The organism is Arachnia rubra, from assembly GCF_019973735.1.
GTDB classification, from domain to species: Bacteria; Actinomycetota; Actinomycetes; order Propionibacteriales; family Propionibacteriaceae; genus Arachnia; species Arachnia rubra.
Window position 1 is genome coordinate 649,807 of record NZ_AP024463.1, and the last position, 26,506, is coordinate 676,312.

Genomic DNA, 26,506 nt, shown 5'->3' on the forward strand with positions numbered 1-26,506 from the left:
TGAGCCTTCCTCGCGCATACCGACACGCACAACACGTCAATTAACTATTGCAGCCACCGATTCTGACTAAGCCTCTAGCTCAGCTAGCGGCTCTTCATCTGATTGATGAGATAGAAGCAGAGGTGCTGGGTGCCGGCGTCGGATGTCAGGTTAACGAAGAACTTCATTACGTCGGTTCTTCTTATCTGGCGGATGCCCTGGTCTTCGGTAAATCAGTTCGAGCTGTCTGTGGCCGGTGGTTTGTTCCCACCAAAGACGCGCATGCGTCGTTGCCGCTGTGCGCGTCCTGTGAGCGCAAACTACCTGTTGCACAGCAGGTAGCCGGTCTCATCCAGTTATTCCAGCGCCGATAGTGCCTCGTGGTCATCGGCGGTCAGAGGTGCAACGCGATTGAGTGCATTCTGGCGGGCATGCTCCTGTGTGCCGAGCAGCTGCGCGATGTGAGCATTGCCCTCCTCGTGGCGTTTGACGTAATCGATCAGGTCAGACAGTGCGATGCGACGGTTGGAGCCGACCCGGCGAAAAGTGAGCAGTCCGCGATCCATGATCTTCAGCAGATGCGGGCGGCTGATCTGTAACAGTATGGCGGCTTCGTTGGGGGTCAGTTCTTTGTCGGCTTCAAACAGCGTCACATCGACTCCACGGAGCATAGCCGCCACCATGTTCTCCAGCAGGAGAGCAGCCGGTGACCCCTGCGGCAGGGTTGAAGCAAACGCAGAGATGCGTGCTAGCTCGTCTGCGGAGACGTTAGCCGCTTGTGCGACCGTTGCCACGATGAGGCCTCCTCGTTCGGAATCTAAGTGTAATAAATGTAACGTCTAGTAAGTTTAACGTGTTGTGTGGTGTTGATTCAACCGGTGCAGTACCTGCCTCAGAGGGACACGTCCGAAGGGCCAGGAGGCCCAGCGGCGCCTTGCAGCGGGAGTGGTGTCGTTGCTTCATCCTCTAGGGCTGAGGGTTGGGGTGTCTGGCGGTGAGGTATTTCCGGGGGCGACCAGAGCTGGCCGCCCAGCGTGATGGCCTCTGAGCTCCGCTTGCCTAGTGTGGAAGATCCGTCTTTGGATTTCCGTCACCCAAAGACGGGGGTAGTAGGTTTCAGGCCAAACACATCATTGATATCGAGTACGGATCGGATCCCCAGTGAGCGCAGCGAACCTGCCGAAATATAACGAATTCCTGTGGCCGACCCTTTGTGCGCTCCGCGAACTCGGCGGGTCGGCGGTAATTGAGGAACTCAATGCGAAGGTGATTTCCAGCGGCGGATACTCCGATGAGCAGCAGGCGGTGCTTCTCGGCGACGGGCCGAGAACAGTGATCGAGTACCGGCTTGGCTGGACCAGGACATACCTCAAGGGCATGGGGCTTGCAGTCAATTCAGAGCGCGGCGTGTGGAGCCTCACCGAGGAAGGCCGGACTGTGACGGAGCCGCAGCTGGAACCCTTGAGACAGGCCTATCTGGCTCGCCTGGACCGAGCGCGCAAAGCCTCGAAATCACTGGGCAGCTCCGGGCATGCCAGCGCCGATGAACCGGAGACCGACGAGCCATCCTGGCGGGAGCAGCTCCTGGACGAAGTGATGAGGCTGAGCCCTGCCAATTTCGAGAAACTCGCCCAGCGTCTTCTCCGTGAAGAGGGCTTCATCAATACCCAGGTGACCGGGCGTTCCGGTGACGGCGGAATTGACGGCCAAGGTGTCTACCGGCTCTCGCTGTTGTCTTTTCAGGTGTTCTTCCAGTGCAAGCGCTATGCCGGAAGCGTCGGTTCCGGGGCAGTGCGTGATTTCCGTGGGGCGATGGCCGGACGGGGCGATAAGGGCCTGCTGATCACCACAGGCACATTCACCAGCAGCGCCCGGGAAGAAGCCACCCGCGACGGAGCACCTCCCATTGATTTAGAGGTCCCGCCGGTGGGGATCGGCTGACTCGCGACGCCCATGCACCATCCTGGCTGCGTTGTTCGTCGTCGACGCACGATCCAGTGCGCCTTCCTCCTTCGCCTTGCCAGCACGGCACCTGGACGTCGCTCACTTCACCACCGCCCCCACCGGCGGGAACCTCTGAACGACGGCTACCGGCTGTGTGATCTTCTCAAGGAGCGGCGTCTCGGTGTGAACGTGCAGGCCAGGACCGTCGAGGACGCGTCGGTCGACACGAGGTTCTTCCGTGAGGGATTCTGAGCCGCTACTGGCCGCATCCAGGCGTGCGAGGCCGGTTCTGTCAGGAGCGTCCGGCTAGAGTCTTTCCGTGACCACTGTTCTGCTTCTTGGCTTCGGCGGGCGTGAACATGCCCTGGGCCGGGCCCTGGCTGCCTCCGCTGAGACCCTGCACGTCGCGCCTGGGAATCCGGGGCTGGCCGGCCTGGGCACCTTGCACGATATCGATGCCTGCGACCCTGAGGCGGTCGTCGCCCTGGCCCGGCAGGCCGGAGCTGACCTGGTGGTGGTCGGTCCCGAGGCGCCCCTCGTCGCAGGGGTCGCGGATGCGGTACGCGAGGCTGGGATCGACTGCTTCGGTCCGTCCGCCGCGGCCGCCCGGCTGGAGGGGTCGAAGGCCTTCGCCAAGGACGTGATGCGCGCCGCCGGAGTGCCGACCGCCGACGCGCGGGTGTGCGAGACCCCGGAGCAGGCCGCCGCGGCGCTCGATGCCTTCGGCCCGCCGTACGTCGTCAAGAACGACGGGCTGGCTGCTGGCAAGGGGGTGGTCGTCACCACCGACCGCGACGCCGCCCTGGCCCATGCCGCCGCCTGCGGGCGGGTGGTGGTCGAGGAGTTCCTGGACGGGCCGGAGGTCTCGCTGTTCGCGGTCTGCGACGGCACCACTGCCGTGCCGCTGTTGCCCGCGCAGGACTTCAAACGTGTCGGCGACGGCGACGCCGGCCCCAACACCGGCGGCATGGGTGCCTACTGCCCGCTGCCCTGGGCGCCAGACGACCTGGCGGCGGAGGTCATGGCTCAGGTGGTGGACCCCACCCTGGCTGAGATGCGGCGCCGCGGCACCCCCTTCACCGGCCTGCTGTACGCGGGGCTGGCCCTGACCAGCCGAGGAATGCGTGTCGTGGAGTTCAACGCTCGTTTCGGCGACCCCGAGACCCAAGCGGTCCTGGCCCTCCTCGCGACACCGCTCGCCCCCGTGCTGCTGGCTGCAGCCCGCGGTGAACTCGCTGAGCTGCCGCCCCTCGCGTGGCGTGACGGGGCCGCCGTTGTGGTGGTCGAGGCCGCCAGCGGCTATCCCGGTACGCCCGTATTGGGAGGGTCTGTTGAGCTGCCCGCCGACGTCAGTGACGCCTGGACCATCCAGGCCGGTACGGGGCTTGCTGACGGTCAGCTGGTGGCCTCCGGCGGCCGGGTGCTGGGCGTCGTCGGGCTGGGTGAGGACCTGGAGGCCGCGCGGGAGCGGGCGTACGCCCACCTGTCCCAGGTGCGGTTCCCCGACGGCTTCCACCGCACCGACATCGGCGTTCCCCACTGATATTCCCGGGCTCCCTAAGCGCAACGGGCTGATCTTGCCAATGAGGGTTATTCAGCGGAATCATCTTCGCACTCCACTGAATAACCCTCCAGCATGGATAAGCACGTCATTTTTCTCTCAGGAGCTCATCAGGGGCGCTAAACGCTATTCTCCTCCCCTGTAGTAGACCGCCGATCACCATGAAAGCCGATACGATCCCGCCTAGCTGCAGTACAAAACTGATGGAAGGTAAGGGGACCGATGACTTCAGCACAGCGCTGAGGAAATCCTGCCCCGAGGCGAGGTGAGAAGATAGCTGACTGAGTGTGATGCCGCCCAGCAGCCCGATCGCCACGCAGCTCAAAGCCAAACACAAGAGCTCCAGTATTATTAAAATAAGAATCCTGCGGCTGCTCCAGCCGATGGCACGTAGCAGACCCATTGCTGATCTTCGCTGACGGAGCCATACGGCGCCTAGAAAATAGCCGAAAACGGCACTTGCAAGTGCTAGAATGGGAAGGCTATATCGGTCTGCATCCCGAAGTGTGCCGACAATACCGACGGCATCCGAGAGGTCATTGGCGCTACCGGTCACTGAGAATCCGAGGTCGCTTAGTTGCTTTTGCGTCGTCTGCGCGTTTTGGGCCGAATCCACTTTTACGTAAGCGAAAGTGAAGCTCTGAGGGGGCTGCGTCCCATAGAGTTGAATCAGTTGGCTATCGGTGACATACGATGGTTGGGGCCCATCCCGTCCTGGGACGGAATTATCGTATGTCGCAACTACCTTCAGCGGAAGAGTTGCGTATGTTCCCCGGTTATTACCCTGGACCACGGTGTAGCCGAACTCAATCTCTCGGCCTACTAGTTTGTCTAGTGAACCCCCTGAAACCTCATGCGGCAGAATAATCTGCCCATCATGTAAACCCTCTTCGGGGAGCTGTCCGGCAACGATCCTGGGGGTACGGCTTTCTATGTAGGTAGTGGCCCATACTACGTCGGGAGCGACCTTTGAGTCAGGCCAGTCCTCTGAGTTAGCAAGATCCAGGTCGTGCTGAAACCATGGATGTACAGAATCGACGTGTTCTAAGGCTGAAACCTCGGCTAAAGTGTCTCTGGTGATCTCCCTGTTGGCGTGTGCTGAGAGTGTGTTGAGCTCTATAAGAGAAAGGTTAGATTTTGAGTCAACACTTGTGGCGTAGGCGGCGACGATTCCGGAAACGAGTGTTTGGATTGTGACCGTAACACAAATAATCAGAGACAGCAGCACAATGATGGCGCGATTCATCCTTAGCAGCAATCGAAAATCTGCCGAAGCCAAGATCACGAGGTTGCGGAAACTTGTTTTCATGTCTCCTCTATCCTCCCAGCGCTAAAACGGAACCGGTAATTTTCGATGCCATCGAGGCGACGGTCATGGCTTGCGATTACGACCGCCACGCCAGCCTTTTGAGCATCCAGGATCACCTTTTTAACTTCTGCAGTCAGGGTATCGTCTAATGCAGAGGTCGGCTCATCCATAAGAAGTAGTGATGGGGAGTTCACCAGTGCCCTGCAGATACTTGCCCGCTGCAACTCGCCACCAGACAGCTTGCTCGCCCTTTGTTTCAATACAGGATGCAACTTAAACTTCTCAACGATTTCCTCATAGCCATCGTTCTGCGTGTGCTGTGCGATGCGGAGATTATCCAGAAGGGTCAGATGGCTCAATAGATTTCCTTCTTGAAATACGATTCCGATCTGTTCACCGCGGAGATGGTCGCGGGCCGGCCATGAGTTAGCCTGGATTCCCCTTATCATGATCGTGCCGCTATCAGGAATCAGCAAAAGGCCTAGTAGACGCAGTAATGTGGACTTTCCGCTGCCAGAGTCCCCAGATAACCGGACGATTTCACCAGGTTCGATAGCGATTTCAGGGCAAGATAGCTCGAAGGTTCCGCCAGAACGTAGCTTAAAGGCTTTACGTAGGTCCGCGCAAGCAAGTACAGTGGCGCAATGTGCAGCATGAGTCATCTTACAACTCCCATAATCCATGCAAAGTGCGTGTTGATCAGACTGCATTCATTTTCGGAATCACCATCCACTGAGAAAAATATCTTGGATGATGCGCAGCCCTGCATCGCATAGGCGATACGTCGCCCATCATCACCGGAACTGCCAGGAGTGCCATTAAGTGCGATGTTGCTTAATAGAAACTGCTGAATGTACTGATAATCTCCCTTGGCCCAAGTGGCTAGCTTAGGACGTAAATTAGGAAAGAAAGATGATGATAGCTCTTCTTTGTTGGAGAAGAGGTGGCTGAGTCCAAGCGCGCTGGTGGCAGAGCGCTGCAGCTGCTCGTTGTCTCCTGGGTCAAAATCAGCCAATTCTCTCAAGGGCACCTCCGGATCGAGAAGGTGCGATGCCTCTGCAACCGCCAAATATTTTGGCAAGGCATCCGGCTCAATAGTAGCGGGCAGCGAACTCATCGCTTGCCTGGCAAGTACACGGCCCTCTTCGGCGCGGGAATCATGTAGATAGTAGAGCGTCTCAAAAGCGAGGAGCCTAGTTTCTTCTGGTTTATCTTTCGCTGAAGCAAACTGATAGATGCGATCCCTTGAGAGCTGTTTTCGGAGGTCTTCCAGACGTGGTTCTGCTAGTTTCGCTACAATAAGACTTGCCTGAATCCGCGACTCGTCTGTGTTTTTGTCGCCGAGCTCGGGAAGTTTGGCGAGGCCATCATCGGAGATTAGGTTGGATAGATCGCTCAAAAGGTCGGGAGACACTAACGCATTGCGCTGAGCTTCGTGAGTTTTGGACAGCTGCCACATTACTGTGCTCACGGCTGTAACGGTGATCAAACCAATGATGATAAGGACCACCGTTACAGCCGTGATTCGAAAGTGTGGTGCTTTGCGATGCATGAGGCTCAGAGGCGAGTTGAGGCTATTCTCACATTGCCGTCATAGAGGGCTTTTCCAGTCACATCCATGCCGACATAAGCTCCACCCCATCCGCCGCAAACGGTGCCACTGAGATACGATCCCTTGGCTCCGTTGTCATTGGTCCACACTAGGGTGTTTTCCCCTGCTCGACTGCTTTCAATGCTTACGCCCTTGATGCTTATGCTTCCAAAACCGATCTGATAGAAACTAGTGGTGTTCTCAATCCACTCGGGAGAAGCATTCATTACTGCCGATGATGTGAAATCACCACAGCCAGTCCATGTGTAACTCTGGATCCAAGCATTCGCTGTCAGATTTGTCCCATCTGGGAACGTTGCTGACCCGCTGTTGGCAGTTTCAGCGCTAGCTCCTTTGCTTTGCTCTGGACTTGTCTTGTCATGGGGTGCATCGTCGTCTGCTAATGCTGCTCCTCCAGGGAGGAGTGCTGAGAACACTGCTGCCATGGCAATGACTCGTGTTGCGAAGTTTTTAGACATCAGAACCTCCTCAAATAGAGTATGAAGTAGCATCGGAGTTTGAAGGAAGTGACCCGGTAGCTGGACAAAACCCGTTGTCAACTCCGAAGAGCGCTACTTGATGATCGAGATTTTACCTAACGTATCACGCGTCTGGTGAGCGAGTCAAGCAATAACCGAACTAAAATCTGTTTGCTCCGTCCTGGGGCTACTGCCGTGTCTCAGTATGAAACACCGTTTTAGGTAGTCAGACAAGGTTATAGCGCTCTCATTTTAGTAGTGAAATATCGGCGTAGCTTGCCCTGACTGAGGCTGGTGTAATTAGCAGTTGGTTCTGTGCGTCTTCTTGGCGCAGTGATGCCGCAAAGTTGTATCTATGGGGTTGTGGCTAGGTGTTTTGCTTCGTTTGGGTGTCTGAATCGTCCTGCTGCTGTGTCGATTCCAGAACATGTCTTTGAGCAGGCAGAGAGGGTTGCCAGAAGCCGCGGGTGGACGCGTTCGTACCTGTACACAGAAGCGGTTCGTGCGTTCATGGAGCAGCTGGAGGACGACCCCGTCACCTCCGCGCTTGATGCGCTGGCAGATGAACTGGCGGTTGAGCCGGTTGCATCTAGCGGACGTGCCCTCATTGATTCTGGTGCTTGGCAGTGGTGAGGCGCAGTGAGGTCTGGTGGGTGGATTTCGGTGAGCCGCTGGGCTCCGAGCCGGGCTATCGGCGTCCCGCTCTGGTGGTGTCCTCGGACCGCTTCAACCGGTCCCGCATCGCGACGGTTGTGGTCTTGCCCGTCACCAGCAACCTGAGGCTCGCCTCTGGCCCTGGCAACGTTGAACTTGAGCGAGGGGAGGCAGGGCTGTCGAAAGCGTCGGTGATAAACGTCTCTCAGGTGGTTGTTGTTGATCGCAGTCGCTTCGATCAGCGGATCGGGAGCTTGCCGACCGGTGTCATGGTGCGCGTGGATGCTGGGTTGCGGCTCGCCTTCGCGCTATGACGCGGCCGGGCGGATAGAGTGCCGCCATGAGCGTCCCCAATGTGCTGGCCACCCGTTACGCCTCCGAGCAGCTGCGCGCGATCTGGGCGCCCGAGGCGAAGGTCGTCGCCGAGCGGCGGCTGTGGCTGGCTGTGCTGCGCGCCCAGCGTGACCTGGGTGTCGACTTCGGGGGCGCTGACCCCGGCGAGGTAATCGCCGCTTACGAGGCTGTCACCGGCCAGGTCGACCTTGAGTCCATAGCGGCCCGGGAACGCGTCACCCGGCACGACGTCAAGGCCCGGATAGAGGAGTTCAATGCCCTCGCAGGGTATGAGCACATCCACAAGGGCATGACCTCCCGCGACCTGACGGAGAACATCGAGCAGTACCAGGTCCTGTCCTCGCTGCGCCTGATCCGCGACCGCGTCGTTGCCGCCCTCGCGCACCTCGCCCGGCTCGCCGTCACCTGGGCCGGCCAGCCGCTGACCGGCCGCTCCCACAACGTCGCCGCGCAGATCACCACCCTCGGCAAACGCTTCGCCACCGCCGCCGACGAGCTGCTGGTGGCGTATCGCCGCCTTGAGGAGCTGATCGCCCGCTACCCGGCGCGCGGCATCAAGGGGCCGGTCGGCACCGCTCAGGACATGCTCGACCTGCTCGGCGGCGACGCCGGGAAACTGGCCGAGCTGGAGCGGCGCGTCACCGCCGAGCTGGGTTTCGAGGCCGTCCTGACCTCGACGGGACAGGTGTATCCCCGCAGCCTCGACTACGACGTCGTGACCGCGCTGGCGCAGACCGCCGCCGCCCCGTCGAATCTCGCTACCACAATCCGCCTGATGGCCGGGCTGGAGCTGGTCACCGAGGGGTTCAAGGAGGGTCAGGTCGGGTCGTCGGCCATGCCCCACAAGATGAACACCCGCTCCTGTGAGCGCGTCAACGGGCTGGCAGTGATCCTGCGCGGCTATGTATCGATGGTCGGTGAGCTGGCCGGCGACCAGTGGAACGAAGGTGACGTCTCCTGTTCGGTGGTGCGGCGGGTGGCGCTGCCCGACGCGTTCTTCGCCCTCGACGGGCTGTTCGAGACTTTCCTGACGGTCCTCGCGGACTTCGGGGCCTTCCCGGAGGTGATCGCCGCCGAACTGGACCGTTACCTGCCGTTCCTGACCACGACGAAGGTGCTGATGGCGGCGGTGCGCAAGGGAGTGGGCCGCGAGGAGGCCCACGAGGCCATCAAGGAACACGCCGTCGCTGTCGCGTTGGAGATGCGGCAGGGACTGAAGGTCAATGACCTCCTGGACCGGCTGGCCGCCGATCCGCGCCTCCAACTGACCCGCGGCGAACTGGACGCGCTCGTCACCAACCCCCTCGACCTGACGGGCACCGCCGGGGCGCAGGTCGCGCAGGTCGCCGAGGCTGTCGCCCAAGTGACGGCACAGCATCCGGAGGCGGCCGCCTACCGCCCGGGCGCCGTCTTGTAGAAGTAAGCTCAAGGGGTGCGAAGTGCAGTTGTATGCACTAAGTAGGACGCAGAAAAGCTCGGTGCGTGAATCTGTCGCCACGACAAGGTGTTGATACCGGATGGTTGCCGGCTAAATCCCCCGGTAGGATTAAAGAAGGTCAGAGGATGGAGACCAGCATGAATGCGTCAGCCCCCCGGAGTTTCGCGGACCTGATCCCGTATTCGACGCCAGAATCGCTTGATGACCTGCATGGGCCGACATCAGGTGTGATCCGCGTGTCATCGCACATCAACACAGCACCGGAACCGACATACAACCTAGATAAGGCAAGTGGGCTGTGGACGGCCTATAGCGCAATCGTGCGTGATGGGTATCCAGAAGAACAGGCTGCTCTGCTGGACCGGGCGACGCTGATACGGCTGTGGCCAGACCTGAACCTGCCGAAGCGGTGCCGTGATCTGTGGACCGCGAAGTTCGCTGAATTGCGTGAGCTACCGTTGCGCACCGTGGCCGTGTAGCCAGTGAGGGAGATTCATAAGCGGCTTGTCCGCAGTGGGCTCGTCATTATCGAGCAATATGGGTTTGTTCTAGCTGGCGGTTATGCATTGTCAGCGAATGGGTTCGGTGACCGTCCATCCATGGATGTCGACTTTTTCACCAAGGATCTCTCGCCAGAGAATTTCGCACAGGCTGTTGATGAACTGACCATTGCCTATGAGGGTCAAGGCCTGATCGTGAATGTCTTGAACCGTACACCTCTCTTCGTGAATTTTGATGTGCTTGACCCTATAACAGGGGAGTCCAGCGAGCTTCAACTTGGTTGGGATTACCGGGAGTTCCCGCCGGTATGTCTGGACATCGGTCCTGTCCTGGATGAGCGTGATGCGGTAGCGAACAAGATGACGGCATTGTATTCCCGAGGTGAGGTCCGCGACTTCATTGACATCTACGCTGTGATCACCTCGGGCAGATTCACTCAAGAGGATGTTCTCGCCTTGGCCGATTCCCGTGAGTCGTTGCCCATAGACCGGGGGATGCTTGCTCAGCGGTTCAAAATGCTGAGTGGCCCGGAGTATGCCGGCATGTACGACTTGGAGCAATTCGCCAACTACGGCATCGACGCCGACACGCATGCCGCCATTGTTGAGCGATTCGCGCAATGGGCGGCAGACATCGACCTCTGCCAGCGGGGTGGTGAACAGTGGTTGAGATGACCGGAAAGGCAGAAGCAGCCCCAGTGTATCTACGGCGAGGAGTCCGTGGACTTTGCGACCCGAGTTAGCCTTAATCTTTTATGGGATGTCTGGATGGGGTTTGGAGTGCTATGGGTTTTGGCGGCTGGGGTGCGCGCAAACCTATAGCACTCCAGACAGCGTGTGGGCCGGGTCATGACCCGGCCCACATTTGTGTTGTGATCAGTCGGTGGCGGTGAGAGCTTCCTTCCACTTTATCGGTTTGCCGGTGCGCAGCAGGCCGCGTTCGTAGATACGGGCTGCGAACCAGGTGATCAGCGCAGAGGTCGCGATGAGGATCACGATGGAGAGGAACGGCTCCCAGGCCGCTCCCTGTTCCCGGAACACCCGGAGCGGCACCGCCACCGGGGCAGAGAACGGGATATAGCTCATGATCTGCATCGCCAGCGGGTTGCTGCCGAAGGAGGCGACGCCGAAGTAAGGCAGCATCACAATCCACATGATGGGCTGGATCGTGTTGCTCAGGTCCTCAGAGCGGGAGACCAGGGCAGCGGCAGCCGCGAACAATGCCGCGATCATCACGAAGCCGAACAGGAACAGCACGATGAACCACAAGATGGGTAACGTTAGCTGCCCCAGCGGTATCGACTCGCCGTTGATGGCGGCTCCCAGGAATACGGTTCCAGCGATGGCCGCGATCTGCGTCAGGGCCGCTGCGGAGTTCCCGAGGATCTTCCCGGTCAGCAAAGCCTTCGAGGAGATGCTGGCCAGCAGGATCTCCACGATCCGGGTCTGTTTCTCCTCCACCACGGACTGAGCGATGCTCATCCCAGTGAGCGCAGCCATCATCCATACCAAGCCAAAACCAATGTTCAGGAAAGATTGGAGCCCGGGATTGGGGGCGTCCGGGTCCAGCAGCTCCACGCTCGGTGACACCGAGAGTTTCATGGTGAGAGTCTCTGGCGGGTCGCTGAGAGCGATCAGCTTCAGGCCGGTCGGATTTCCCGCGTCGGGAACGACTGCGGCCTTCACCTCTTCAGAGGACACCAGTTTCCGGGCGGCAGCCTCATCGACAACCTCTGTGACGTTGATGTCGGACAGCCGTGACAGCGTCGGAGCCAGCTCCGCGGTGGTTGCGACGGTAGTGGTACCGCTTATCAGTTTTCCGAGCCGCGGTATAAAAACCATCAGACCGAGGAAAACCACTAGCGTGATGGCTGTCGAGATCAGGAAGGACTTGGACAGGAAGCGCGTGATGATCTCGCGCTTGGCGACGATACCGATGGTGGTCCAGAACGGGGGGCGGGTGCTGGTGGAAGGGGTGCTCACTTTGCCATCTCCTTGTAGATCTCGTGCAGGTTGCGGGTGACGCGCCCGAACTTCGTGACGGTGCTGCGGGCCATGGCCTCGCTGAGGATGCGGTTTGCGGTGGACTCGGCGTAGGTCTGGAAACGGACATAGCCGCCGTCGAACTCGACCACCTGCACCCCGGCGTCGCGTACCCAGCCGGTGTCGCCGTTCATCTGGAGCTCCCAGTCGTTGCTGGTGTCCAATGCCAGGAGTTCCGCGCGGGTGCCGTTGGCCCGGACCTCGCCGTCCGAGATGATCACCAGTTCGTCACAGAGCCGCTCCACCACGTCCAGCTGATGCGACGAGAACAGCACGGGGGCGCCGGTGTCCGCGATGTCGCGTAGCACCTGGACGGTGAGGTCGACGGCGTCAGGATCCAGGCCCGAGAAGGGCTCGTCCAGGATCAGGGCCGCGGGGCGGTGGACTAGGGCGGCGGCGATCTGGGCCCGTTGCTGGTTGCCGAGGGACAACGACTCCAGGGTGTCGGTGGGTTTGCCTTGCAGGTTGAGGCGCCCCAGCAGTTCCAGGCTGTACCGCTTGGCCTCATCCGCGGGCACGCCGTGCAGCTGGGCCAGGTAGACCAGCTGGTCGATCACCTTCATCTTCGGATAGAGGCCGCGTTCCTCGGGCATGTAGCCGATGCTGGCGCGCTGGTCCGCGGTGATGGGCTCTCCGTCGAGGAGCACCTGGCCCTCGGTGGCCGCCAGCACCCCGAGGATGATACGCATCGTCGTGGTCTTGCCAGCCCCATTGCCGCCGACGAACCCGGTCATGAGCCCAGGTTTGATGTCAAAGGAGACGTCTTTGAGGACATGTTTGTCTCCGAAGAACCGGTGAACATTCCGTACGCTGATCATGGCCTCAACGCTATGGTGAAACCCCTAGTCAGCGCTTCCCGCGGGAGAGGGAAAACCGGTTGTCCCCCGGACGGGGGAGACGGCTCGCGACGGGGGAGACGGGTTCTGTGGTCACTGCCCCGGGTGCCCGTTTGCTGGTCTTCCTCCTGATGTGCTGGCCTTATTCAGGTTTGCTGGCGTCACAGCACAGGCAAACGCACACAAGGCCAGCAAACGTGGGTTAGGGCCAGCAAAAAAGCCCATTAGGCCGAGCTGGGGGAGACCAGGCCGTGTTCATAGGCCCAGATGACGGCGCTGATGCGGTCGCGCAACCCCAGCTTGGACAGGATGTTCGAGACATGGGTCTTGACGGTCTCCGGACTGACGAAAAGCTCGGCTGCGATCTCGGCGTTGGTCAGCCCGCGGGCCAGGCACAGCAGGGTGGTCTGTTCGCGCTCGGTCAGCACGTCGACGCTCACCTGCGCGGCATGCTGAGGCTGGGTCGCGGTGAAGCGGGCGATGACCCGCCGGGTCACCTGTGGTGCGAGGAGGCCATCGCCCCGTCCGAGGATCTGGACGGCCTCGATCAGCTCCTCGGCCTCCGCGGTCTTCAGCACGAAGCCAGCGGCCCCCGCCTGGAGGGTCTCGAACAGGAAGTCGTCGCGGTCGAAGGTGGTCAGGATCAGTATCGCCGAGCGGCACCCCTTGGCCGTCAGCTGGCGGGTGGCCTCGATACCGTCCAGCTGCGGCATCTGCACGTCCATGCAGATCACGTCGGGCTGCAGGTCGAGGGCCAGCGCGATGCCCTCAGTGCCGTCGGCAGCCTCGCCCACCACCTCGATGCCCGGCTCGGTCTCCAGGATGGTCTTGAAACCGGTCCTGATGAGCGCCTGGTCATCCACCAGCAGTACCCGGATCATGCGCCCACCTCGGCTGGGACCTCGGCGCGCACGCGGAAGCCACCACGTGGCTTCGATCCGGTCTCCAGGGTGCCGCCGACGGCCGTCACCCGCTCGCGCATGCCGATCAGGCCGGTTCCGGTCCCGGGCAGGCCGGTGCGCATCCCGATGCCGTCGTCGGCGACCTCCAGCTCAACGGTCTTGCTCCGCCCGCGCAGCCGCACCTCCACCCTCGCCGACGGGCCTGCGTGCTTGGCGGCGTTCGTGAGGGCCTCCTGGGCGACGCGGTACAGGGTCAGCTCGATGGCTGGGGTGAGTGGCGGCAGCTCCCCAATACGGTCGTAATTGACTTTCAGTCCGGTCTGCTGGGAGGAGGTCACCAGCTTGCTCAGCTCATTCAGGGTCGGCAGGCTCTCGTAGTTGGCCTCGCCGGAGCGCAGCATCAGCACCACCGAGCGCAGGTCCCGCACCGCCAGGCGTGCTCCCGCCTCGACCTCCTTCAGGGACGCCCTCGCGCGTTCCTGGTCGGTGTCCAGGAGCCGGCGGGCGGCTGCGGCCTGCACGGACATGGTCGTCACGTGGTGGGCGACGACGTCATGCAGCTCGCGGGCGATCCGCAGCCGCTCCTCTTCGATGGCTTTGGATACCAGGTCGGCCTGAAGCTCCCTGACGCTCGTATTGGCTCGTTCCAGCTCCAGCTGCTCCATCGCCTGCTGCCAGCCCCGGTCGCCAAAGACCCAGGCTGTGGCGAAGAAGAGGACATTGTGAAGCCAGGTCCCGCTGAGAGTAGCCAGCACCGCTTCCAGGGTGGGGCCGTCCGGCTGGCCCGCCTGCAGCCTCAACAGGAGGTCTAGGGTGTCCAGTGCCACCCCGAGGGCCATGGCGATGCTGATTGCGATCCGGGCTACCAGCGCCTTCGCGCGGTGCGCCGACCAGGCTCCTATGGAGAAGAAAGCCAAGCACAGTGAGACCTGGGAAGCGTAGAGATCCAGGCCGGTGGAGTGGATCAGGACGAGGTAGATCCCACACACGGCAATCCCGGAGGTCAGGGGGAAGCGGCGCCGCCAGATCAGGGGAAGTGTCATCAGGACACAGCCCAGGAACTGCAGCCACACCGAGGTTTTGAAGATCGATGTCCCGGCGACGACAGGCAGCCAGGCCATGACACAGCTAAGTACCATCAGACAGGCTGTGGTCAGGGCATCCGTGCGCAGCCAGTTCTCCGGCAGGGGACGAGCATCCATGCTCTGGAATAGTAGTGGAGTGACATGAAGAGGTGCCGTCCCGGGAGAACTTCCCGGGACGGCATCGTGAGATCCTGCTTGAGGGATCCTACCTGGGGGAAGGCGAGAGTCGGCCGGTGTTCGGCAGGCTGACCAGTGAACTCGTCGACTCCGTGGAGCCGCTCAGGGCGGGAGCCGTCTTGGTGGTTCCTAGGGTGAGGTAGCCGGGGTAGGTGGTGTCTTGTGTGGTGTTGGCGAATTTGATGGGGGCGCCGCCTTGCATGGTGTTGGGGATTCGTACTGCGACTGTTCCTTCGGCTGTGGGGAGGGTGGTGGTGAGTTCGGTGGTCTGGCCTGGGAGGAGGCTCGGCAGGTTTGCATCGACTTTCTGTGTTGCTACTGCTGTGCCGTTGGCGTCCAGGATGGAGAATTCTACGGGCCAGTTGTAGTAGAAGGGTGCGACGCCGCGGTTGGTGATTTTTAGTGAGACTGTGGTTGTGCTGTTGGTGTTTTGGATCCGGGATTCGGTGGCGGCGAAGTCATAACCAAGCGAAGCATGCGCCGCCAGGGCATTGTTCAGCTCAGTGCCCGTATAACCGGTCGTGTAGGCCTGCTGGTTCATCAGCCAGGTCACGTGGGATGACTTCACTGCCTCGTTGAAGTCCTCCGCGACGGTGTCCTTGCAGCTGCCGGGCCCCTCGAAGACACACTGCTGGATCGGCGGCTGGATCTCCCCACCGATGGACTCGGTCTTCCACCGGTCGCCCAGGCCGTTCTTGTTCATCTGGCTGAGGAAGTGCCAGTCGACGGTGGGCAGCGTCGAGACGGCGAAGGAGTCGTCGTGGAAGCCGACTGCGATGTCCTCCAGTCCATCGCGTGGGTTGCGGTTCTCCAGCCTGGTGGTGTTGAACGCCGCATCCCAGGCCCGGTAGACGCTCAGCTCGACGTCGCGGCTGGGCATCCAGTTGGCGCCGTCCGGGTTGCCGGCGGCCGCGTCGGCGATGCCATTCATCGGGTAGGTGTGCTGCTCGCCCCAGAACCCGATCAGCCCGGTGGTGATGAACCCGATGCGCGGATCGCCGTCATACTTCTTGCCAAGCGCAGCGACGAAATCCTTCATCAGGGCCTGCACCCGCTGGTCGTTGTAATCGGGGGAGAAACTAATGCCTTTATTATCGAAAAAATCATAACGACGGGACTGGTCGATACCGCCGGGACCGAGGAGATAGTCCGGCACCCCGGTCTTCTCGCCGGGATAGTCCAGGTAGAAGCGGAACGCGGCCTGGTGCCCGCGCGACTTGATGGCCTCCAGCTCGGTCTCGAACTGGGACCAGTCATAGTTCTTCTCACCTTTGACCACCGCATTCAGCGGCAGGTAGAACCACTCCATCGTGTAGGGAAAATTGGTGGCATTGTGGTCGAGCTGCTGGCCGAAGGGCATGAACCCCTTGAGGGGATTGTCCGTCCGGGCAGCCGTCGTCTCAAGCGGCTGCCAGGCCGCCTGCTCCTCGGCGTGCGCGGGGGCCAGCGTGGTTGTGAGGGAAAGAGCCGTGACCGCAGCCACGGCGATGGTGCGAAGTCTCATCATTGGCTCTCCTATCCGTGGGTTTTCAACGTCGTCCTCGGCGTGGGATTTCTCAGAGCGTACCTGGCCAGCGGGTCACACTCCGCGGTCTTACGCAATGCACTGATTTAATATGAAAAAGGGTGCTGCGATATGGCGGCGCCCAGGGGATGGCACGAAGCCGGAGGGGCCTGCCGCCGGGGTTCGCTGTACTTCAGGCCAGCTGCCCTGAGGCCGCGGTCGCGCAGCCGGTTCTCAGACCCGTGTCCTGCGAGACCACCCCCGTGTGGCGGCGGAACCTCCACGTCAGCCGGGCCATGAATATGGCGCCTGGGCGTCAGTGCGAAGAACGCGAAGAAGAGGTGCGCCGCCCTATTCCTGGGACGACGCACCTTGTCATTTTGTTGTATTCACTGTCGCCCCTGCGCTGACGGGTGCAGCAGGTCGGGCAACCCGGTGTTCGGTAGGCCGATGGCTGAATTCGGGTCTCGTGACGGTGGGGCCGACGATGCCGATGAGGTCGCGGCTGGTGTCGGGCTCGTCTTGGTGGTTCCTAGGGTGAGGTAGCCGGGGTGGGTGGTGTCTTGTGTGGTGTTGGCGAATTTGATGGGGGCGCCGCCTTGCATGGCGTTGGGGATCCGCACTGCGACTGTTCCTTCGGCCGTGGGGAGGGCGGCGGTCAGCTCGGCGGTCTGGCCGGGCAGAAGACTGGGCAGGTTTGCATCGACTTTCTGTGTTGCTACTGCTGTGCCGTTGGCGTCCAGGATGGAGAATTCTACGGGCCAGTTGTAGTAGAAGGGTGCGACGCCGCGGTTGGTGATTTTCAGTGAGACTGTGGTTGTGCCGTTGGTGTTTTGGATCCGGGATTCGGTGGCGGCGAAGTCATAACCAAGCGAAGCATGCGCCGCCTTCGCCTTTTCCAGTGCGGCTCCGGTATACCCGGGATCCCAGGCCCGGCGAACCATCAGCCATGATGCGTGGGTGCCCTGGAGGGCCTCGTCGAAGTTCTCAGCCTGCTTGCCTTCCTCGCAGGGTACCGACTCGTCGAAGACGCACATCTGGACCGGGGGCTGGATCTCGCCGCCGATGGCCTCCGTCTGCCAGCGGTTGCTGAGCCCCGCCTCCTGCATGTAGCTCAGGAAGTGCCACGCGGCGGTGGGCAGCGTCGAATAGGCGAAGGAGTCGTCGTGGAACCCCACGTTCATGTCGCTCAGGTCCTTGGCGGGGCTGCGGTTCAGCAGCTTCGTCGCGTTGAAGGCCTGGTCCCAGGCCCGGTAGACGCTCAGCTCGACGTCACGGGGTGGCATCCAGTTCTCGCCGTTGGGGTTGTCGGCGCTCACCCTGCCATTCATGGGCGTGGTGTGCTGCTCGCCCCAGAATCCGATCAGCCCGGTGGTGATGAACCCGATGCGCGGATCGCCGTCATACTTCTTGCCGAGCGCGGCGACGAAGTTCTTCATCAGCGACTGTATCCGCGGATCACTGTAGTCGGGTGAAAAGCTGACATTGTTGTTGTTATACGCGGTGTACTTCCGCGATTGGTCGATCCCGCCGGGGCCGAGGAGATAGTCGGGCACCCCCGTCTGCCTGCCCGGATGGTCCAGGTAGAAGCGGAACGCGGCCTGGTGCCCGCGCGACGAGATGGCCTCCAGCTCGGTCTCGAACTGGCTCCAGTCGTAGCTTCCCTCGCCTGTGACCACCGCCTTGAGCGGCAGGTAGAAGAATTCCATCGTGTGGGAGAACTCGCTCTTGTGGTTGCCAGCCTGGTACTCAAACGGTATGAAGCCCTTGAGGGGATTGTCGGCGCGGGCGGCTGTCGTCTCAAGCGGCTGCCATCCCGTCTGGTCATCGGCGTGGGCCGGCGCCAGCGTCGCAGTCAGTGTCAGGGCCGCGATGGCGGCCGTGGTAGCGATACGAAGTTTCAGCATGGCTCTCCTTGCCTAGGAGGGCCGGCTCTGGAAGAGCCGGTGTTGATTCTCACGCTACGACGCCATCGGGTCTGTCCTGCCAGGTCCCTTTACCACATATCATTACGCAACCCGTTGACTTAGTTATGGAAAGACTGCTTCAATATACGCGCTACCTTCGGGAGTCGGTCCAGAGTCGGAAAGGACCCGAATGAACTCAACACCGTCAGCGTCCGCTGCACCCCGGGTGAGAAGACGCACTTCTCCAGCGACCCGAGGTCATGGCCTTGCCGCCATCATCCTGCTCGCCCCAGCCCTCCTGGGTTTCCTGGTCTTCTGGATCTACCCGGCGGTCCGCGGCTTTGGCTACTCGGTCACCGACTACAACCTCCTCAGCCAGGGCAAGTTCGTCGGCGGCGCCAACTTCGAGGCGGTCCTGAAGGACGGCCAGGTCTGGAGGTCCCTGCAGATCACGGTGGTCTTCGCGGTGGGGAGCGTCGTGATCTCACTGGTCCTGGCGATGCTGCTGGCGGCTCTCATGCAGCGCCTGCGCACCAAGACCTGGGTGCGCGCCGGCCTGCTCCTGCCGTGGCTCGTGCCCAACGTGGCGATCGCCCTCATCTGGGCCTGGCTGCTCGACGCCAACGTCGGCTATCTCAAGGGCGTGCTGGACGCCATAGGCAAGGCCACCAGCATGGACTTCCTGGTCAACTTCACCTTCTACAACAGCGATGCGGCACTTGGCATCATCATCCTGATCGGCATCTGGTCAGGCGTCGGGTACACGGCGTTGCTGCTGTTCGCCGGCATGATGCAGGTGCCGACGGAGTACTACGAAGCTGGGGCCATCGACGGAGCCAGCGAGACCACCATGTTCTTCAAGATCACGCTGCCGCTAATCCGGCCCGTCATCGCCCTGGTGGTGATCGTCTCGCTGATCGGGTCTTTCCAGGTGTTCGACCTGGTCCAGGTCGGTTACGGGAACAAGCCCATCCCCGAGGTGCGGGTCATCTACTACTACATCTACCAGCAGGCGTTCAATTTCATGAAGATGGGTTATGCCTCGGCGATCGCCCTCGTCCTCGCCGTGATCCTCGCGGTCCTCACTCTGATACAACTGCGCCTGCTGCGCGCCAACCGATCGGATCTGTCATGAACGCCCGCCACCACAGGACCCTGCGGCCCGGACGGGCGTTCGCGTGGCTGATGCTGGTCATCGCCCTGGCCGGCACGGTCTTCCCGTTCTACTGGATGGTGCGCACCGCCCTGACGCCGGCGGCGGAGCTGGTGGCCGACTCCGGTCAGCTGTGGCCCTCGCACCCCACCCTCATCAACTTTGAACGGGTGCTGGGGCTGGTGTCCCGCCAGGAGGCGATCGCGGCCGGCGGCAGCGGGGCCACCATCAACTTTCCGCTTTATACCCTCAACTCGATCATCTACGCCGGCGGGATCGCCGTCATCCAGACCCTGGCCTGCGCCGGGGCGGCCTATGCCTTCGCGCGGCTGCAGTTCTGGGGCCGCGACGTCCTGTTCCTGATCATCATCGGCGGGCTCATGATCCCCGGCATCTTTACCCTGCTTCCCAACTTCACCCTGATCCGCGACCTTGGGATGATGAACACGATGGGCGGCATGATGCTGCCGTCGATGCTCATGACGCCGTTCGCGATCTTCTTCCTGCGCCAGTTCTTCCTATCTATGCCGCAGGAGGTGGAGGAAGCCGCCATGCTCGACGGCCTGGGTCCGCTGGCGCGTTTCGCCCGGATCGCGATCCCCATGAACCTCGGGCCGATCGCCACCATGATCCTGATCACCTTCGTCGGGATGTGGAAGGATTATCTCTGGCCGCTGGTGGTTGGGCGTGAGGAACACACCCGGCTGCTGACCGTCGCGCTTGGGGTGTTCCAGCAGCAGTCGCCCAACACCGCCCCCGACTGGACCGGGCTGATGGCCGGCTCGACGCTGTCCGTGCTGCCTGCCCTGCTCATCCTCGTCTTCCTGGGCAAGCAGCTCGTCCAGTCACTCAGCTTCTCGGGGAACAAGTAGTTCCCCGGGATCGGCACTAGGAAACAAAGGAGTTCTGATGTCACTTCGGAAGATCACCGCCGCATTCGGGGCCATCGCCCTCACCCTGGCGATGGGGGCGTGCGGCGGGAACTCTGGCAGCGGCTCTGACGGTGAGTCCGTCACCCTCCAGTACTGGCTGTGGGATGACAACCAGCTTCCGCTCTACCAGCAGTGCGCGGATGCGTTCACCGCGAAGAACCCGAACATCAAGATCGAGATCACCCAGACCGCCTGGGGCCAGTACTGGCAGAACCTGACCACGCAGATCGCCTCGGGGTCCGCCCCAGACGTGTTCACCGACGACGTCTCCCACTACCCGCAGTTCGTGGAGAACCAGCAGATCTTGGACCTGACCGACCGGATCGAGAAGGCCGGCATCGACTTCAGCCAGTACGCCGAGGGCTTCCCGGAGCGCTGGGTCCTCGACGGCAAACGCTACGGAATCCCCAAGGACTGGGACGCGGTCGGCCTGCTGTACAACGTCGAGATGGCCGAGGCCGCCGGATTCACCGCTGAGAAGATGAACAGCCTGACCTGGAACCCCGAGGACGGCGGCACCCTCGGCGAGTTCATCCGCGCCACGACCGTCGACACCAGTGGCCGCAACGCCAACGACCCCGCCTTCGACAAGAACAACGTCAAGACCTACGGCTACTACCCCGAGTGGGCCGATGGCGCGGTCGGCCAGAACGGCTGGGGCAACTTCGCCTATTCCAACGGGTTCACCTACTCCGATCAGAAGGACGGTATCCCGGCGCAGTTCAACTACGCCAAACCCCAGATGGTGCAGACGGCCAGCTGGCTGCAGAAGCTGATCCAGGACGGGCTAGCCCCGCGATTCGACCAGCAGTCGTCACTGGGCACCGACGCTGTCATGAAGAACGGCACCGTGGCCTCCACCATCCAGGGGTCCTGGACCATGGCCTCCTACCTCGACCCCTCGTCGCCGGTGAAGTTCGGCTACGCCAAGCTGCCCACCGGGCCTGCCGGTCGTTTCACCGCCACCAACGGGCTCTCCGACGCGATCTGGTCGGGCACCAAACACCCGGAGCAGGCCTTCGAGTGGGTCAAATACCTCGGCTCGGCTGAGTGCCAGGACCAGGTCGCCAAGGGCGCCCGCGTCTTCCCTGCGCTCAAGTCCTCCACCGAGATCGCCATGCAGGCCTACAAGGAGAAGGGCTACGACCCCGCCCCGTTCGTCGACATGGTCTCCGCAGGTCAGACCTACCCCGTGCCGCTGTTCAACAAGGGCAATGAGCTGGACGAGATCATCCAGGACGCCATGTGGAAGATCGCCGACGGCGCCGATCCGCAGACGACTCTGACCAAGGCCAACGAGGACGCCGAGGCGCTCTACAAGTGACGACGACGGATAACGGATAGGTGAGGATTCCCGGTGAGTGACCCCATGCCGGCTGACAGCTGCCCATCGCCCGAGGTGAGGGAGACCTACTTCGACGCGCCGCGGGTGGCGCTGCTGCACGGCATGGGGCCCGGGGCCCAGGCCTATCGCTCGGGGCACAACTCGTGGTCCCCGGCCGGGTGGCGGGACCTGGTGGAGAGCCCGCTGCGGATCGCGAACCCGGTGCGCCGCAACACCGCCGACGACCCCCGCTGGGACGACCCCGTCCGCCACCACTCGTCCTGGCTGCTGGCCCTTGCCGACGGGGAACGGTCCCTGCTGCTGGGCGCGCTCGAGGGCGACACCCCCCGCCTGCACGCCGACCTCGACGTGCTCAGCGGCTGGACCGAGACCGGGCGGCCCGGCCGCTGGGTGCTGCTGGAAGGGCCAGAGCTTCAGGTCTTCGAGCGCTACCGGGCGCTGCTGCAGGACCACTATGGGGCCCGCGACCGCGACCCCGGCACCGTCTGGTCGTCGTGGTATTCCCTCTACGAGGACATCTCCCGCCAGGCCTTTGACAGCATCCTGCCGGAGCTGCCCGGCCTTGGTTTTGACACCTTCCAGGTCGACGACGGGTGGCAGCGCGTCGTCGGCGACTGGGAGCCGAACGACAAGTTTCCCGCGGGCATGGCGGAGATCGTGAGGACCTGCCGCGGCCTCGGCTTGTGTGCCGGGCTGTGGCTTGCCCCGTTCATCGTCTTGCCGGGCTCTGAGGCTTTCCGGGCGCACCGGCAGATGCTGCTCACCGACGCCTCCGGTGACCTCGTGACCGCGGGCGAGAACTGGGGAGTCAGCTATTTCACTTACGACTACACCCGAGCCGATGCCCGCGAGCGGCTGGCTGAGCTCATCCACACCGCCGTCGAGGACTGGGGATACAGCTACCTGAAGCTGGACTTCCTGCAAGCCGCGGCCGTGCCCGGCCGGCACGCGTCGCCGGCAGACCGGGAGGCCGTCTACCGCGCGGCGATCCACGTCATCCGCGACACCGCGGGCGAGGAGACCTTCCTGCTCGGCTCGGGGGCGCCGCTGTTCGCCTCGCTGGGGATCCTTGATGCGGTGCGCACCGGCCCGGACGTGGCCCCGATGTGGACCAACTACGCCACGGACGACCCCTCCGATGCGCTGGCCCTCAACGCGCTGCGCAACGGTGTGGAGCGGCTGTGGCTGCGTGGCCTGATCGGCCTCGACCCTGACGTCGTCTTCGCGCGGCATGCGCGTAACCTGCTCAGCGACCAGCAGCTGCAGTGGCTGAGGGATGCTGCGACCCTGTCGGGCTTCCGCGCCCTGTCCGACCCGCCCAGCTGGCTCACCGACGCCGAACGCGACGACCTGCGCCGCTACCTGGGACCCCTACCCGGGACCCGGCGTCTTGGGCGCCACCGGTTCCTGATCGGTGACCGCGAGGTCGACTTCGCGCCGGCGCTCCGAGGCGCCGCCAGCCGCTACGCGCTGTGACCTCAGTCGCGCTGGTTGTTGCGGAAGTAGTTGACCAGGTCCGGGGGCAGGACGGGGACCATCTTCGGGAGCGATCCCTCACGCAGACTTTCGGTGGCCTGGACCCCACACGCCACGGCATACCAGGCGCTCAGCGGCGACGTGTCGGTGGGTGCACCCGTGCGCACGAACCGTAGGAACTCCGCCACCGTCAGCGCGTCGGCGTCATCATGCCCGTCCCGGTCGCCCTCGATCGGGAACTGCTCGTCGCCGTCGGCGTTGTAGAAGCTACGCCGGTTCCACAGCCGGATCACGCCGCCGTCGCCATCGCCGAAGTTCTCAAGCCGTCCCCGCGACCCGATGACGGTGTAGTTACGCCAGTAGTCGGGGGAAAAGTGGCACTGCTGGTAGGAGGCCAGCACCCCGGAGCGCATCCGCATCATCAGCATCGACAGGTCCTCCACGTCGATCGTGGGATTGAGACCGGTCAGCGACTCGGGGGGCCAGTTGTCCAGCGAGAACCAGTCCTGCATTAGGGCCTGGCCCTGGCCGGTACGTGACTGCAGCTTCCCGTAGATCATCAGGGAACCCATGCCGACCACGTCCTCTGCCTCTGAGCCGGCCAGCCAGTGCATCACGTCGATGTCGTGCGCGGCCTTCTGGAGCAGCAGCCCATTGGAATGGCTGCGGTCGGCGTGCCAGTCCTTGAAGTAGTAGTCCCCGCCGTTGCCGACGAAGTGACGGCACCAGATACTCTGCACCTCGCCGATGGCGTCGTCCTGGATGAGCTGGCGCAGCTGCCTGACGAACGACATGTGCCGCATGTTGTGCCCGACGTATAGGCGGGTGTGGCTGTCACGGGCGGCGTGGAGGATGCTCGCGCTGCCCTCGATCGTGATGGCGATCGGTTTCTCCAGGTAGACGGGGATGCCTGCCTCGAGCAGCTCCACGGCGGCTGCCTCGTGGGTGTCGTCCGGTGACGTCACGAACGCGGCCCCGAGCCCGGTCTCGATGAGCTCACGTACGGTGCGCACCACGGGGCAGTCCTCGGGCTGCTTGCCCAGCAGCTGCTGCACCCGCGTGGCCGCGACCGGATCGGGGTCGCAGGCTCCGACGATCACCGCCTTGTTCTGGGCAGACTCGGCATGCCGGACCAGCTGGGACCGCATCCCAAGGCCGATCACCCCGATACGCAGGGGTTCCGAGATCACGACGGCGTGCCGGTGGGCCTCGGCCTTGCGCTGATCGTTGAATACCTGGTGCGTGCTGATGACCTTATCCAGCCCGGTGGCCGCCACAGGGTGCCCGGTCCGGGCGTGCAGGAAATGCGTCTCGGCGTCACGCAGCGCCAGCGACAGGGCACCGACCGATGAGGCGGCCCCGCCCAGCTGGTCGTCCTCCATGGTCAGCTTGGGTGCGGTGGGCAGCCGCATCTCCTTGAGATACTCCCACACCTGGGCCGCCGAGGCCTTGTCCCTGAGGTCGGTCGTCGAGATCACCACCACCGTCGGGTCGATCACAGAGCTGACCGCTCCGATGGTGGTGGCCGCCCGCAGCGCCCAGTCCAGCTGGTCCGGACCGGTGTCCAGCCGGGCCCGCAGCTCCCCGTCGAAGCTGTCATTGACCTCACCGGCGTGCCAGTGGTGGCCGTGGTGGACATCCCCGCCAAGGATCAGTCCGGTGCGGAAACCCGCGAAGACCTGGACGTGCAGCAGAGGGTCTGCCACGCTGATGCGGCCGCTGGCGACACGGACGGTGAACTCGCCGTAGGCGGCGCTGTTGATGTCGTTGTCGATGCGGAAGGGGATGCCGGTGCGCTCGCTCAGCTCCCTGGCCAGGGGAAGATCCTGCCACTGGGGAACGGAGTAGCTGCGCAGGATGACTCCCTGGCCGTCGACGATGCCCGTGGTCGATGCGAACCCGCACACCGCTTTGCCGTGGTCTGCCTCCAGGCTCCTGACCACGTCCAGGACGTGGTCACACAGCTCTTCCAGCCGCTCCTGACGGGAACGCTGGACGAGGGGCGTGATGGAGGTGTGGATCACCTTCCCCGAGATGGTCGCAGCGGTGATCGATGTCTCGTCGCGTTGGATGTCCAGGGCGACCACGAAGCCGTGCCGGGGTCTGAACGAGTAGCAGGCGGCGGGCCGGCCGGCCCCGGAGCTGGTGGAGCTCTGTATTACCAGCCTCTCGGTCTCCAGATCGGCGACGATGATGCTGGCCGTCGGGCGGGAAATGTTGGCGTCCTTCGCGAGTTGCGCCAGGGTGGCCTCGCCGCGGGCGCGCAGCGAGTGGATGAGACGTCGGGCACGCTCTGCTCTCGCCAGCGAGTTGGCATCTTGGTCCATGTGAAAGTCCTCCGGCGGCGGGTTGTCACCCTTATGGTACGTGGTTTCTATAGAAAAGAAACCCTCTTGCTCAAATAGGCCTGGGTGACATGGCTCAGCTGGCCCGGCGGCGCTGTCTCAGGTCACCAGCCGTCCACTTGCCACTCTCAGCTCCTCCAGCGGGCGAGAAAGCGCGGCGCGGCGCAGGCTGGAGTCCCGCGGCAGCGCGGAGAGATCCAGCGGCTGCAGGCGCGGCTCCTTCTGGAAGATGAAGAAGAGTGCGTCGTGCAGGCCGGGCTCGCTGCCGCCGAGCAGCCTGAAGCGACGCGCGAACCGCGCCAGGTTGGACTCCGGCTCCAGGCAGGCCATCAAGTCCGGGTCCAGCATCCAGGAGTGCAGGACAAAGTCTGTGACCGGGTACTCCGGATAGGTTCGCGGCACCAGGTACCGGGCTGCGGCGAGCGATTCGTCGACCAGGGACGGGGTGAGAGGGCCGCTCTCCGGGATGTGAATCCCGCAGGCGTACTCGCCGGCCGCCTCCGCCTGCTCCAGGGTGAACTGCAGGCGTCCCAGCCACAGGTGACGCCCGGTGAAGTTCGCCACACACCAGGTCTGTGAGCACAAGCCGAAGAAGCCGAAGATCTCCCGGAAGACGTGCACCTGCTGGCCGAGATCCGCCAGCGAACGCCAGGCGGCCTCACTGGCAATGCCCCTGGCGACGTACGCCTCATGCACCGGGGCCGAGACGGCAACCAGCGCGAGCAGCGTCACCAGGCCCTCCTCGAAGGAGGCGAGGCCGCCGTCGTCGCGCACCGGCAGGTCTTCACTGAAGAAATCCCCGATGCGGGCATGGAGTTTCCCGGCCAGGTCCACGACCCTGGAGAACCGTTCCGGTGCATCTGCCAGGGAGGCGATGAGCGCCCGGCAGTCGGCGGCATCGGCATCCCGGAAACCCAGCCTGGTGAGGTCGGCGCGTGCGAGTGCATCAAGCACCTCTGGCGGTTTCACGGCATTCATCTTAGGGAATCCAG

25 protein-coding genes are annotated in these 26,506 nt (G+C 62.8%); 12 read left to right on the plus strand and 13 right to left on the minus strand.

Annotation, left to right across the window (positions count from 1 at the left end; translation table 11 throughout):
* The first annotated feature begins 122 nt into the window (after positions 1 to 122).
* Entirely contained in the window at positions 123 to 353 is a 231-nt protein-coding gene (locus SK1NUM_RS15400; RefSeq protein ID WP_212325103.1) for a DUF3039 domain-containing protein, read from the plus strand.
* Here the strand turns inward: SK1NUM_RS15400 and SK1NUM_RS02815 are convergent.
* On the minus strand, positions 336 to 773 hold the full coding sequence (locus tag SK1NUM_RS02815) for a helix-turn-helix domain-containing protein (protein WP_223927757.1): 438 nt from the start codon (positions 771 to 773) through the stop codon (positions 336 to 338). The genes SK1NUM_RS15400 and SK1NUM_RS02815 overlap by 18 nt on opposite strands.
* Positions 774 to 1,140: 367 nt before the next feature.
* On the opposite strand from SK1NUM_RS02815, the gene SK1NUM_RS02820 reads away from it, so the two are divergent.
* The 3 genes from SK1NUM_RS02820 to purD all read left to right on the plus strand — a co-directional run bounded on the left by SK1NUM_RS02820 (position 1,141) and on the right by purD (position 3,466).
* Positions 1,141 to 1,920 carry a restriction endonuclease gene (locus SK1NUM_RS02820; RefSeq protein WP_212325105.1) on the plus strand — a complete coding sequence of 260 codons (780 nt, stop codon included), beginning with the start codon at positions 1,141 to 1,143 and terminating at the stop codon, positions 1,918 to 1,920.
* A gap of 12 nt (positions 1,921 to 1,932) precedes the next feature.
* Complete coding sequence (locus tag SK1NUM_RS02825) at positions 1,933 to 2,175, plus strand: hypothetical protein (RefSeq protein ID WP_212325112.1); 243 nt, start codon at positions 1,933 to 1,935, stop codon at positions 2,173 to 2,175.
* 67 nt (positions 2,176 to 2,242) lie between these two features.
* Positions 2,243 to 3,466, plus strand: coding sequence for a phosphoribosylamine--glycine ligase (purD, locus tag SK1NUM_RS02830; protein WP_212325114.1), 1,224 nt, complete (start codon positions 2,243 to 2,245; stop codon positions 3,464 to 3,466).
* 106 nt (positions 3,467 to 3,572) lie between these two features.
* Here the strand turns inward: purD and SK1NUM_RS02835 are convergent, their stop codons facing one another.
* From SK1NUM_RS02835 to SK1NUM_RS02850, 4 genes are read right to left on the minus strand one after another with little or no spacing between them, the layout of a single operon-like run.
* Entirely contained in the window at positions 3,573 to 4,793 is a 1,221-nt protein-coding gene (locus SK1NUM_RS02835; protein WP_212325116.1) for an FtsX-like permease family protein, read from the minus strand.
* Positions 4,790 to 5,455 carry an ATP-binding cassette domain-containing protein gene (locus SK1NUM_RS02840; protein WP_212325124.1) on the minus strand — a complete coding sequence of 222 codons (666 nt, stop codon included), beginning with the start codon at positions 5,453 to 5,455 and terminating at the stop codon, positions 4,790 to 4,792. Before SK1NUM_RS02840 ends, SK1NUM_RS02835 begins: the two co-directional genes overlap by 4 nt.
* A complete protein-coding gene (locus tag SK1NUM_RS02845) occupies positions 5,452 to 6,345 on the minus strand; it encodes a hypothetical protein (protein WP_212325127.1) in 894 nt (297 codons plus the stop codon). Before SK1NUM_RS02845 ends, SK1NUM_RS02840 begins: the two co-directional genes overlap by 4 nt.
* A 5-nt stretch (positions 6,346 to 6,350) precedes the next feature.
* Positions 6,351 to 6,863 carry a hypothetical protein gene (locus SK1NUM_RS02850; protein ID WP_212325129.1) on the minus strand — a complete coding sequence of 171 codons (513 nt, stop codon included), beginning with the start codon at positions 6,861 to 6,863 and terminating at the stop codon, positions 6,351 to 6,353.
* 626 nt (positions 6,864 to 7,489) lie between these two features.
* On the opposite strand from SK1NUM_RS02850, the gene SK1NUM_RS02855 reads away from it, so the two are divergent.
* The 4 genes from SK1NUM_RS02855 (at position 7,490) to SK1NUM_RS02870 (ending at position 10,484) form a co-directional block, all read left to right on the plus strand.
* Positions 7,490 to 7,831, plus strand: coding sequence for a type II toxin-antitoxin system PemK/MazF family toxin (locus tag SK1NUM_RS02855; RefSeq protein ID WP_223927919.1), 342 nt, complete (start codon positions 7,490 to 7,492; stop codon positions 7,829 to 7,831).
* A gap of 26 nt (positions 7,832 to 7,857) precedes the next feature.
* A complete protein-coding gene (gene purB, locus SK1NUM_RS02860) occupies positions 7,858 to 9,288 on the plus strand; it encodes an adenylosuccinate lyase (protein WP_212325133.1) in 1,431 nt (476 codons plus the stop codon).
* A gap of 158 nt (positions 9,289 to 9,446) precedes the next feature.
* Positions 9,447 to 9,788, plus strand: coding sequence for a hypothetical protein (locus SK1NUM_RS02865; protein ID WP_212325135.1), 342 nt, complete (start codon positions 9,447 to 9,449; stop codon positions 9,786 to 9,788).
* 3 nt (positions 9,789 to 9,791) lie between these two features.
* Positions 9,792 to 10,484, plus strand: coding sequence for a nucleotidyl transferase AbiEii/AbiGii toxin family protein (locus SK1NUM_RS02870; RefSeq protein ID WP_212325137.1), 693 nt, complete (start codon positions 9,792 to 9,794; stop codon positions 10,482 to 10,484).
* A gap of 201 nt (positions 10,485 to 10,685) precedes the next feature.
* On the opposite strand, the gene SK1NUM_RS02875 is transcribed toward SK1NUM_RS02870, so the two are convergent.
* The 6 genes from SK1NUM_RS02875 to SK1NUM_RS02900 form a co-directional block, all read right to left on the minus strand.
* The gene (locus SK1NUM_RS02875; protein WP_212325139.1) at positions 10,686 to 11,792 is read right to left on the minus strand and encodes an ABC transporter permease; all 1,107 of its coding nucleotides are present in this window, start codon (positions 11,790 to 11,792) and stop codon (positions 10,686 to 10,688) included.
* Positions 11,789 to 12,670 (minus strand): ABC transporter ATP-binding protein, encoded by an 882-nt coding sequence (locus SK1NUM_RS02880; protein WP_212325141.1) that lies wholly within the window; start codon positions 12,668 to 12,670, stop codon positions 11,789 to 11,791. Before SK1NUM_RS02880 ends, SK1NUM_RS02875 begins: the two co-directional genes overlap by 4 nt.
* Before the next feature lie 242 nt (positions 12,671 to 12,912).
* Positions 12,913 to 13,569, minus strand: a complete 657-nt coding sequence (locus tag SK1NUM_RS02885; protein ID WP_212325143.1) for a response regulator — start codon at positions 13,567 to 13,569, stop codon at positions 12,913 to 12,915.
* The gene (locus SK1NUM_RS02890; RefSeq protein WP_212325146.1) at positions 13,566 to 14,792 is read right to left on the minus strand and encodes a sensor histidine kinase; all 1,227 of its coding nucleotides are present in this window, start codon (positions 14,790 to 14,792) and stop codon (positions 13,566 to 13,568) included. The genes SK1NUM_RS02885 and SK1NUM_RS02890 overlap by 4 nt, the downstream gene beginning before the upstream one ends.
* Positions 14,793 to 14,880: 88 nt before the next feature.
* A complete protein-coding gene (locus tag SK1NUM_RS02895; RefSeq protein ID WP_212325147.1) occupies positions 14,881 to 16,359 on the minus strand; it encodes a DUF4832 domain-containing protein in 1,479 nt (492 codons plus the stop codon).
* Between the two features lie 386 nt (positions 16,360 to 16,745).
* Positions 16,746 to 18,263 carry a DUF4832 domain-containing protein gene (locus SK1NUM_RS02900; RefSeq protein WP_212325149.1) on the minus strand — a complete coding sequence of 506 codons (1,518 nt, stop codon included), beginning with the start codon at positions 18,261 to 18,263 and terminating at the stop codon, positions 16,746 to 16,748.
* Positions 18,264 to 18,453: 190 nt separating this feature from the next.
* Here SK1NUM_RS02900 and SK1NUM_RS02905 point away from each other — a divergent pair, with 190 nt between their 5' ends.
* The 4 genes from SK1NUM_RS02905 to SK1NUM_RS02920 are packed head-to-tail and all read left to right on the plus strand — an operon-like array spanning position 18,454 to position 23,169.
* Positions 18,454 to 19,398 carry a carbohydrate ABC transporter permease gene (locus SK1NUM_RS02905; protein WP_212325151.1) on the plus strand — a complete coding sequence of 315 codons (945 nt, stop codon included), beginning with the start codon at positions 18,454 to 18,456 and terminating at the stop codon, positions 19,396 to 19,398.
* Positions 19,395 to 20,288: a carbohydrate ABC transporter permease gene (locus SK1NUM_RS02910; RefSeq protein WP_212325153.1), complete on the plus strand. Its 894-nt coding sequence runs from the start codon at positions 19,395 to 19,397 to the stop codon at positions 20,286 to 20,288. Before SK1NUM_RS02905 ends, SK1NUM_RS02910 begins: the two co-directional genes overlap by 4 nt.
* A gap of 37 nt (positions 20,289 to 20,325) precedes the next feature.
* The gene (locus tag SK1NUM_RS02915; protein ID WP_223927759.1) at positions 20,326 to 21,672 is read left to right on the plus strand and encodes an ABC transporter substrate-binding protein; all 1,347 of its coding nucleotides are present in this window, start codon (positions 20,326 to 20,328) and stop codon (positions 21,670 to 21,672) included.
* A gap of 33 nt (positions 21,673 to 21,705) precedes the next feature.
* Positions 21,706 to 23,169: a glycoside hydrolase family 36 protein gene (locus tag SK1NUM_RS02920; RefSeq protein WP_212325160.1), complete on the plus strand. Its 1,464-nt coding sequence runs from the start codon at positions 21,706 to 21,708 to the stop codon at positions 23,167 to 23,169.
* 2 nt (positions 23,170 to 23,171) lie between these two features.
* Here SK1NUM_RS02920 and SK1NUM_RS02925 read toward each other — a convergent pair whose 3' ends face one another.
* Together SK1NUM_RS02925 and SK1NUM_RS02930 are read right to left on the minus strand one after the other, a co-directional pair.
* On the minus strand, positions 23,172 to 25,496 hold the full coding sequence (locus tag SK1NUM_RS02925; protein WP_212325162.1) for an ROK family protein: 2,325 nt from the start codon (positions 25,494 to 25,496) through the stop codon (positions 23,172 to 23,174).
* Between the two features lie 117 nt (positions 25,497 to 25,613).
* Positions 25,614 to 26,483, minus strand: coding sequence for an acyltransferase domain-containing protein (locus tag SK1NUM_RS02930; protein WP_212325164.1), 870 nt, complete (start codon positions 26,481 to 26,483; stop codon positions 25,614 to 25,616).
* Between the last annotated feature and the right edge of the window lie 23 nt (positions 26,484 to 26,506).

Bases quoted from the DNA above. Each gene is read 5' to 3' on its own strand.
- SK1NUM_RS02905 (WP_212325151.1), top strand. From the start codon at position 18,454: ATGAACTCAACACCGTCAGCGTCCGCTGCACCCCGGGTGAGAAGACGC.
- SK1NUM_RS02835 (WP_212325116.1), bottom strand. From the start codon at position 4,793: ATGAAAACAAGTTTCCGCAACCTCGTGATCTTGGCTTCGGCAGATTTT.
- SK1NUM_RS02890 (WP_212325146.1), bottom strand. From the start codon at position 14,792: ATGGATGCTCGTCCCCTGCCGGAGAACTGGCTGCGCACGGATGCCCTG.
- SK1NUM_RS02895 (WP_212325147.1), bottom strand. From the start codon at position 16,359: ATGATGAGACTTCGCACCATCGCCGTGGCTGCGGTCACGGCTCTTTCC.
- SK1NUM_RS02825 (WP_212325112.1), top strand. From the start codon at position 1,933: ATGCACCATCCTGGCTGCGTTGTTCGTCGTCGACGCACGATCCAGTGC.
- SK1NUM_RS02910 (WP_212325153.1), top strand. From the start codon at position 19,395: ATGAACGCCCGCCACCACAGGACCCTGCGGCCCGGACGGGCGTTCGCG.
- SK1NUM_RS02915 (WP_223927759.1), top strand. From the start codon at position 20,326: ATGTCACTTCGGAAGATCACCGCCGCATTCGGGGCCATCGCCCTCACC.
- SK1NUM_RS02880 (WP_212325141.1), bottom strand. From the start codon at position 12,670: ATGATCAGCGTACGGAATGTTCACCGGTTCTTCGGAGACAAACATGTC.
- SK1NUM_RS02925 (WP_212325162.1), bottom strand. From the start codon at position 25,496: ATGGACCAAGATGCCAACTCGCTGGCGAGAGCAGAGCGTGCCCGACGT.
- SK1NUM_RS02900 (WP_212325149.1), bottom strand. From the start codon at position 18,263: ATGCTGAAACTTCGTATCGCTACCACGGCCGCCATCGCGGCCCTGACA.
- purB (WP_212325133.1), top strand. From the start codon at position 7,858: ATGAGCGTCCCCAATGTGCTGGCCACCCGTTACGCCTCCGAGCAGCTG.
- SK1NUM_RS02850 (WP_212325129.1), bottom strand. From the start codon at position 6,863: ATGTCTAAAAACTTCGCAACACGAGTCATTGCCATGGCAGCAGTGTTC.
- SK1NUM_RS02840 (WP_212325124.1), bottom strand. From the start codon at position 5,455: ATGACTCATGCTGCACATTGCGCCACTGTACTTGCTTGCGCGGACCTA.
- SK1NUM_RS02865 (WP_212325135.1), top strand. From the start codon at position 9,447: ATGAATGCGTCAGCCCCCCGGAGTTTCGCGGACCTGATCCCGTATTCG.
- SK1NUM_RS02885 (WP_212325143.1), bottom strand. From the start codon at position 13,569: ATGATCCGGGTACTGCTGGTGGATGACCAGGCGCTCATCAGGACCGGT.
- SK1NUM_RS02845 (WP_212325127.1), bottom strand. From the start codon at position 6,345: ATGCATCGCAAAGCACCACACTTTCGAATCACGGCTGTAACGGTGGTC.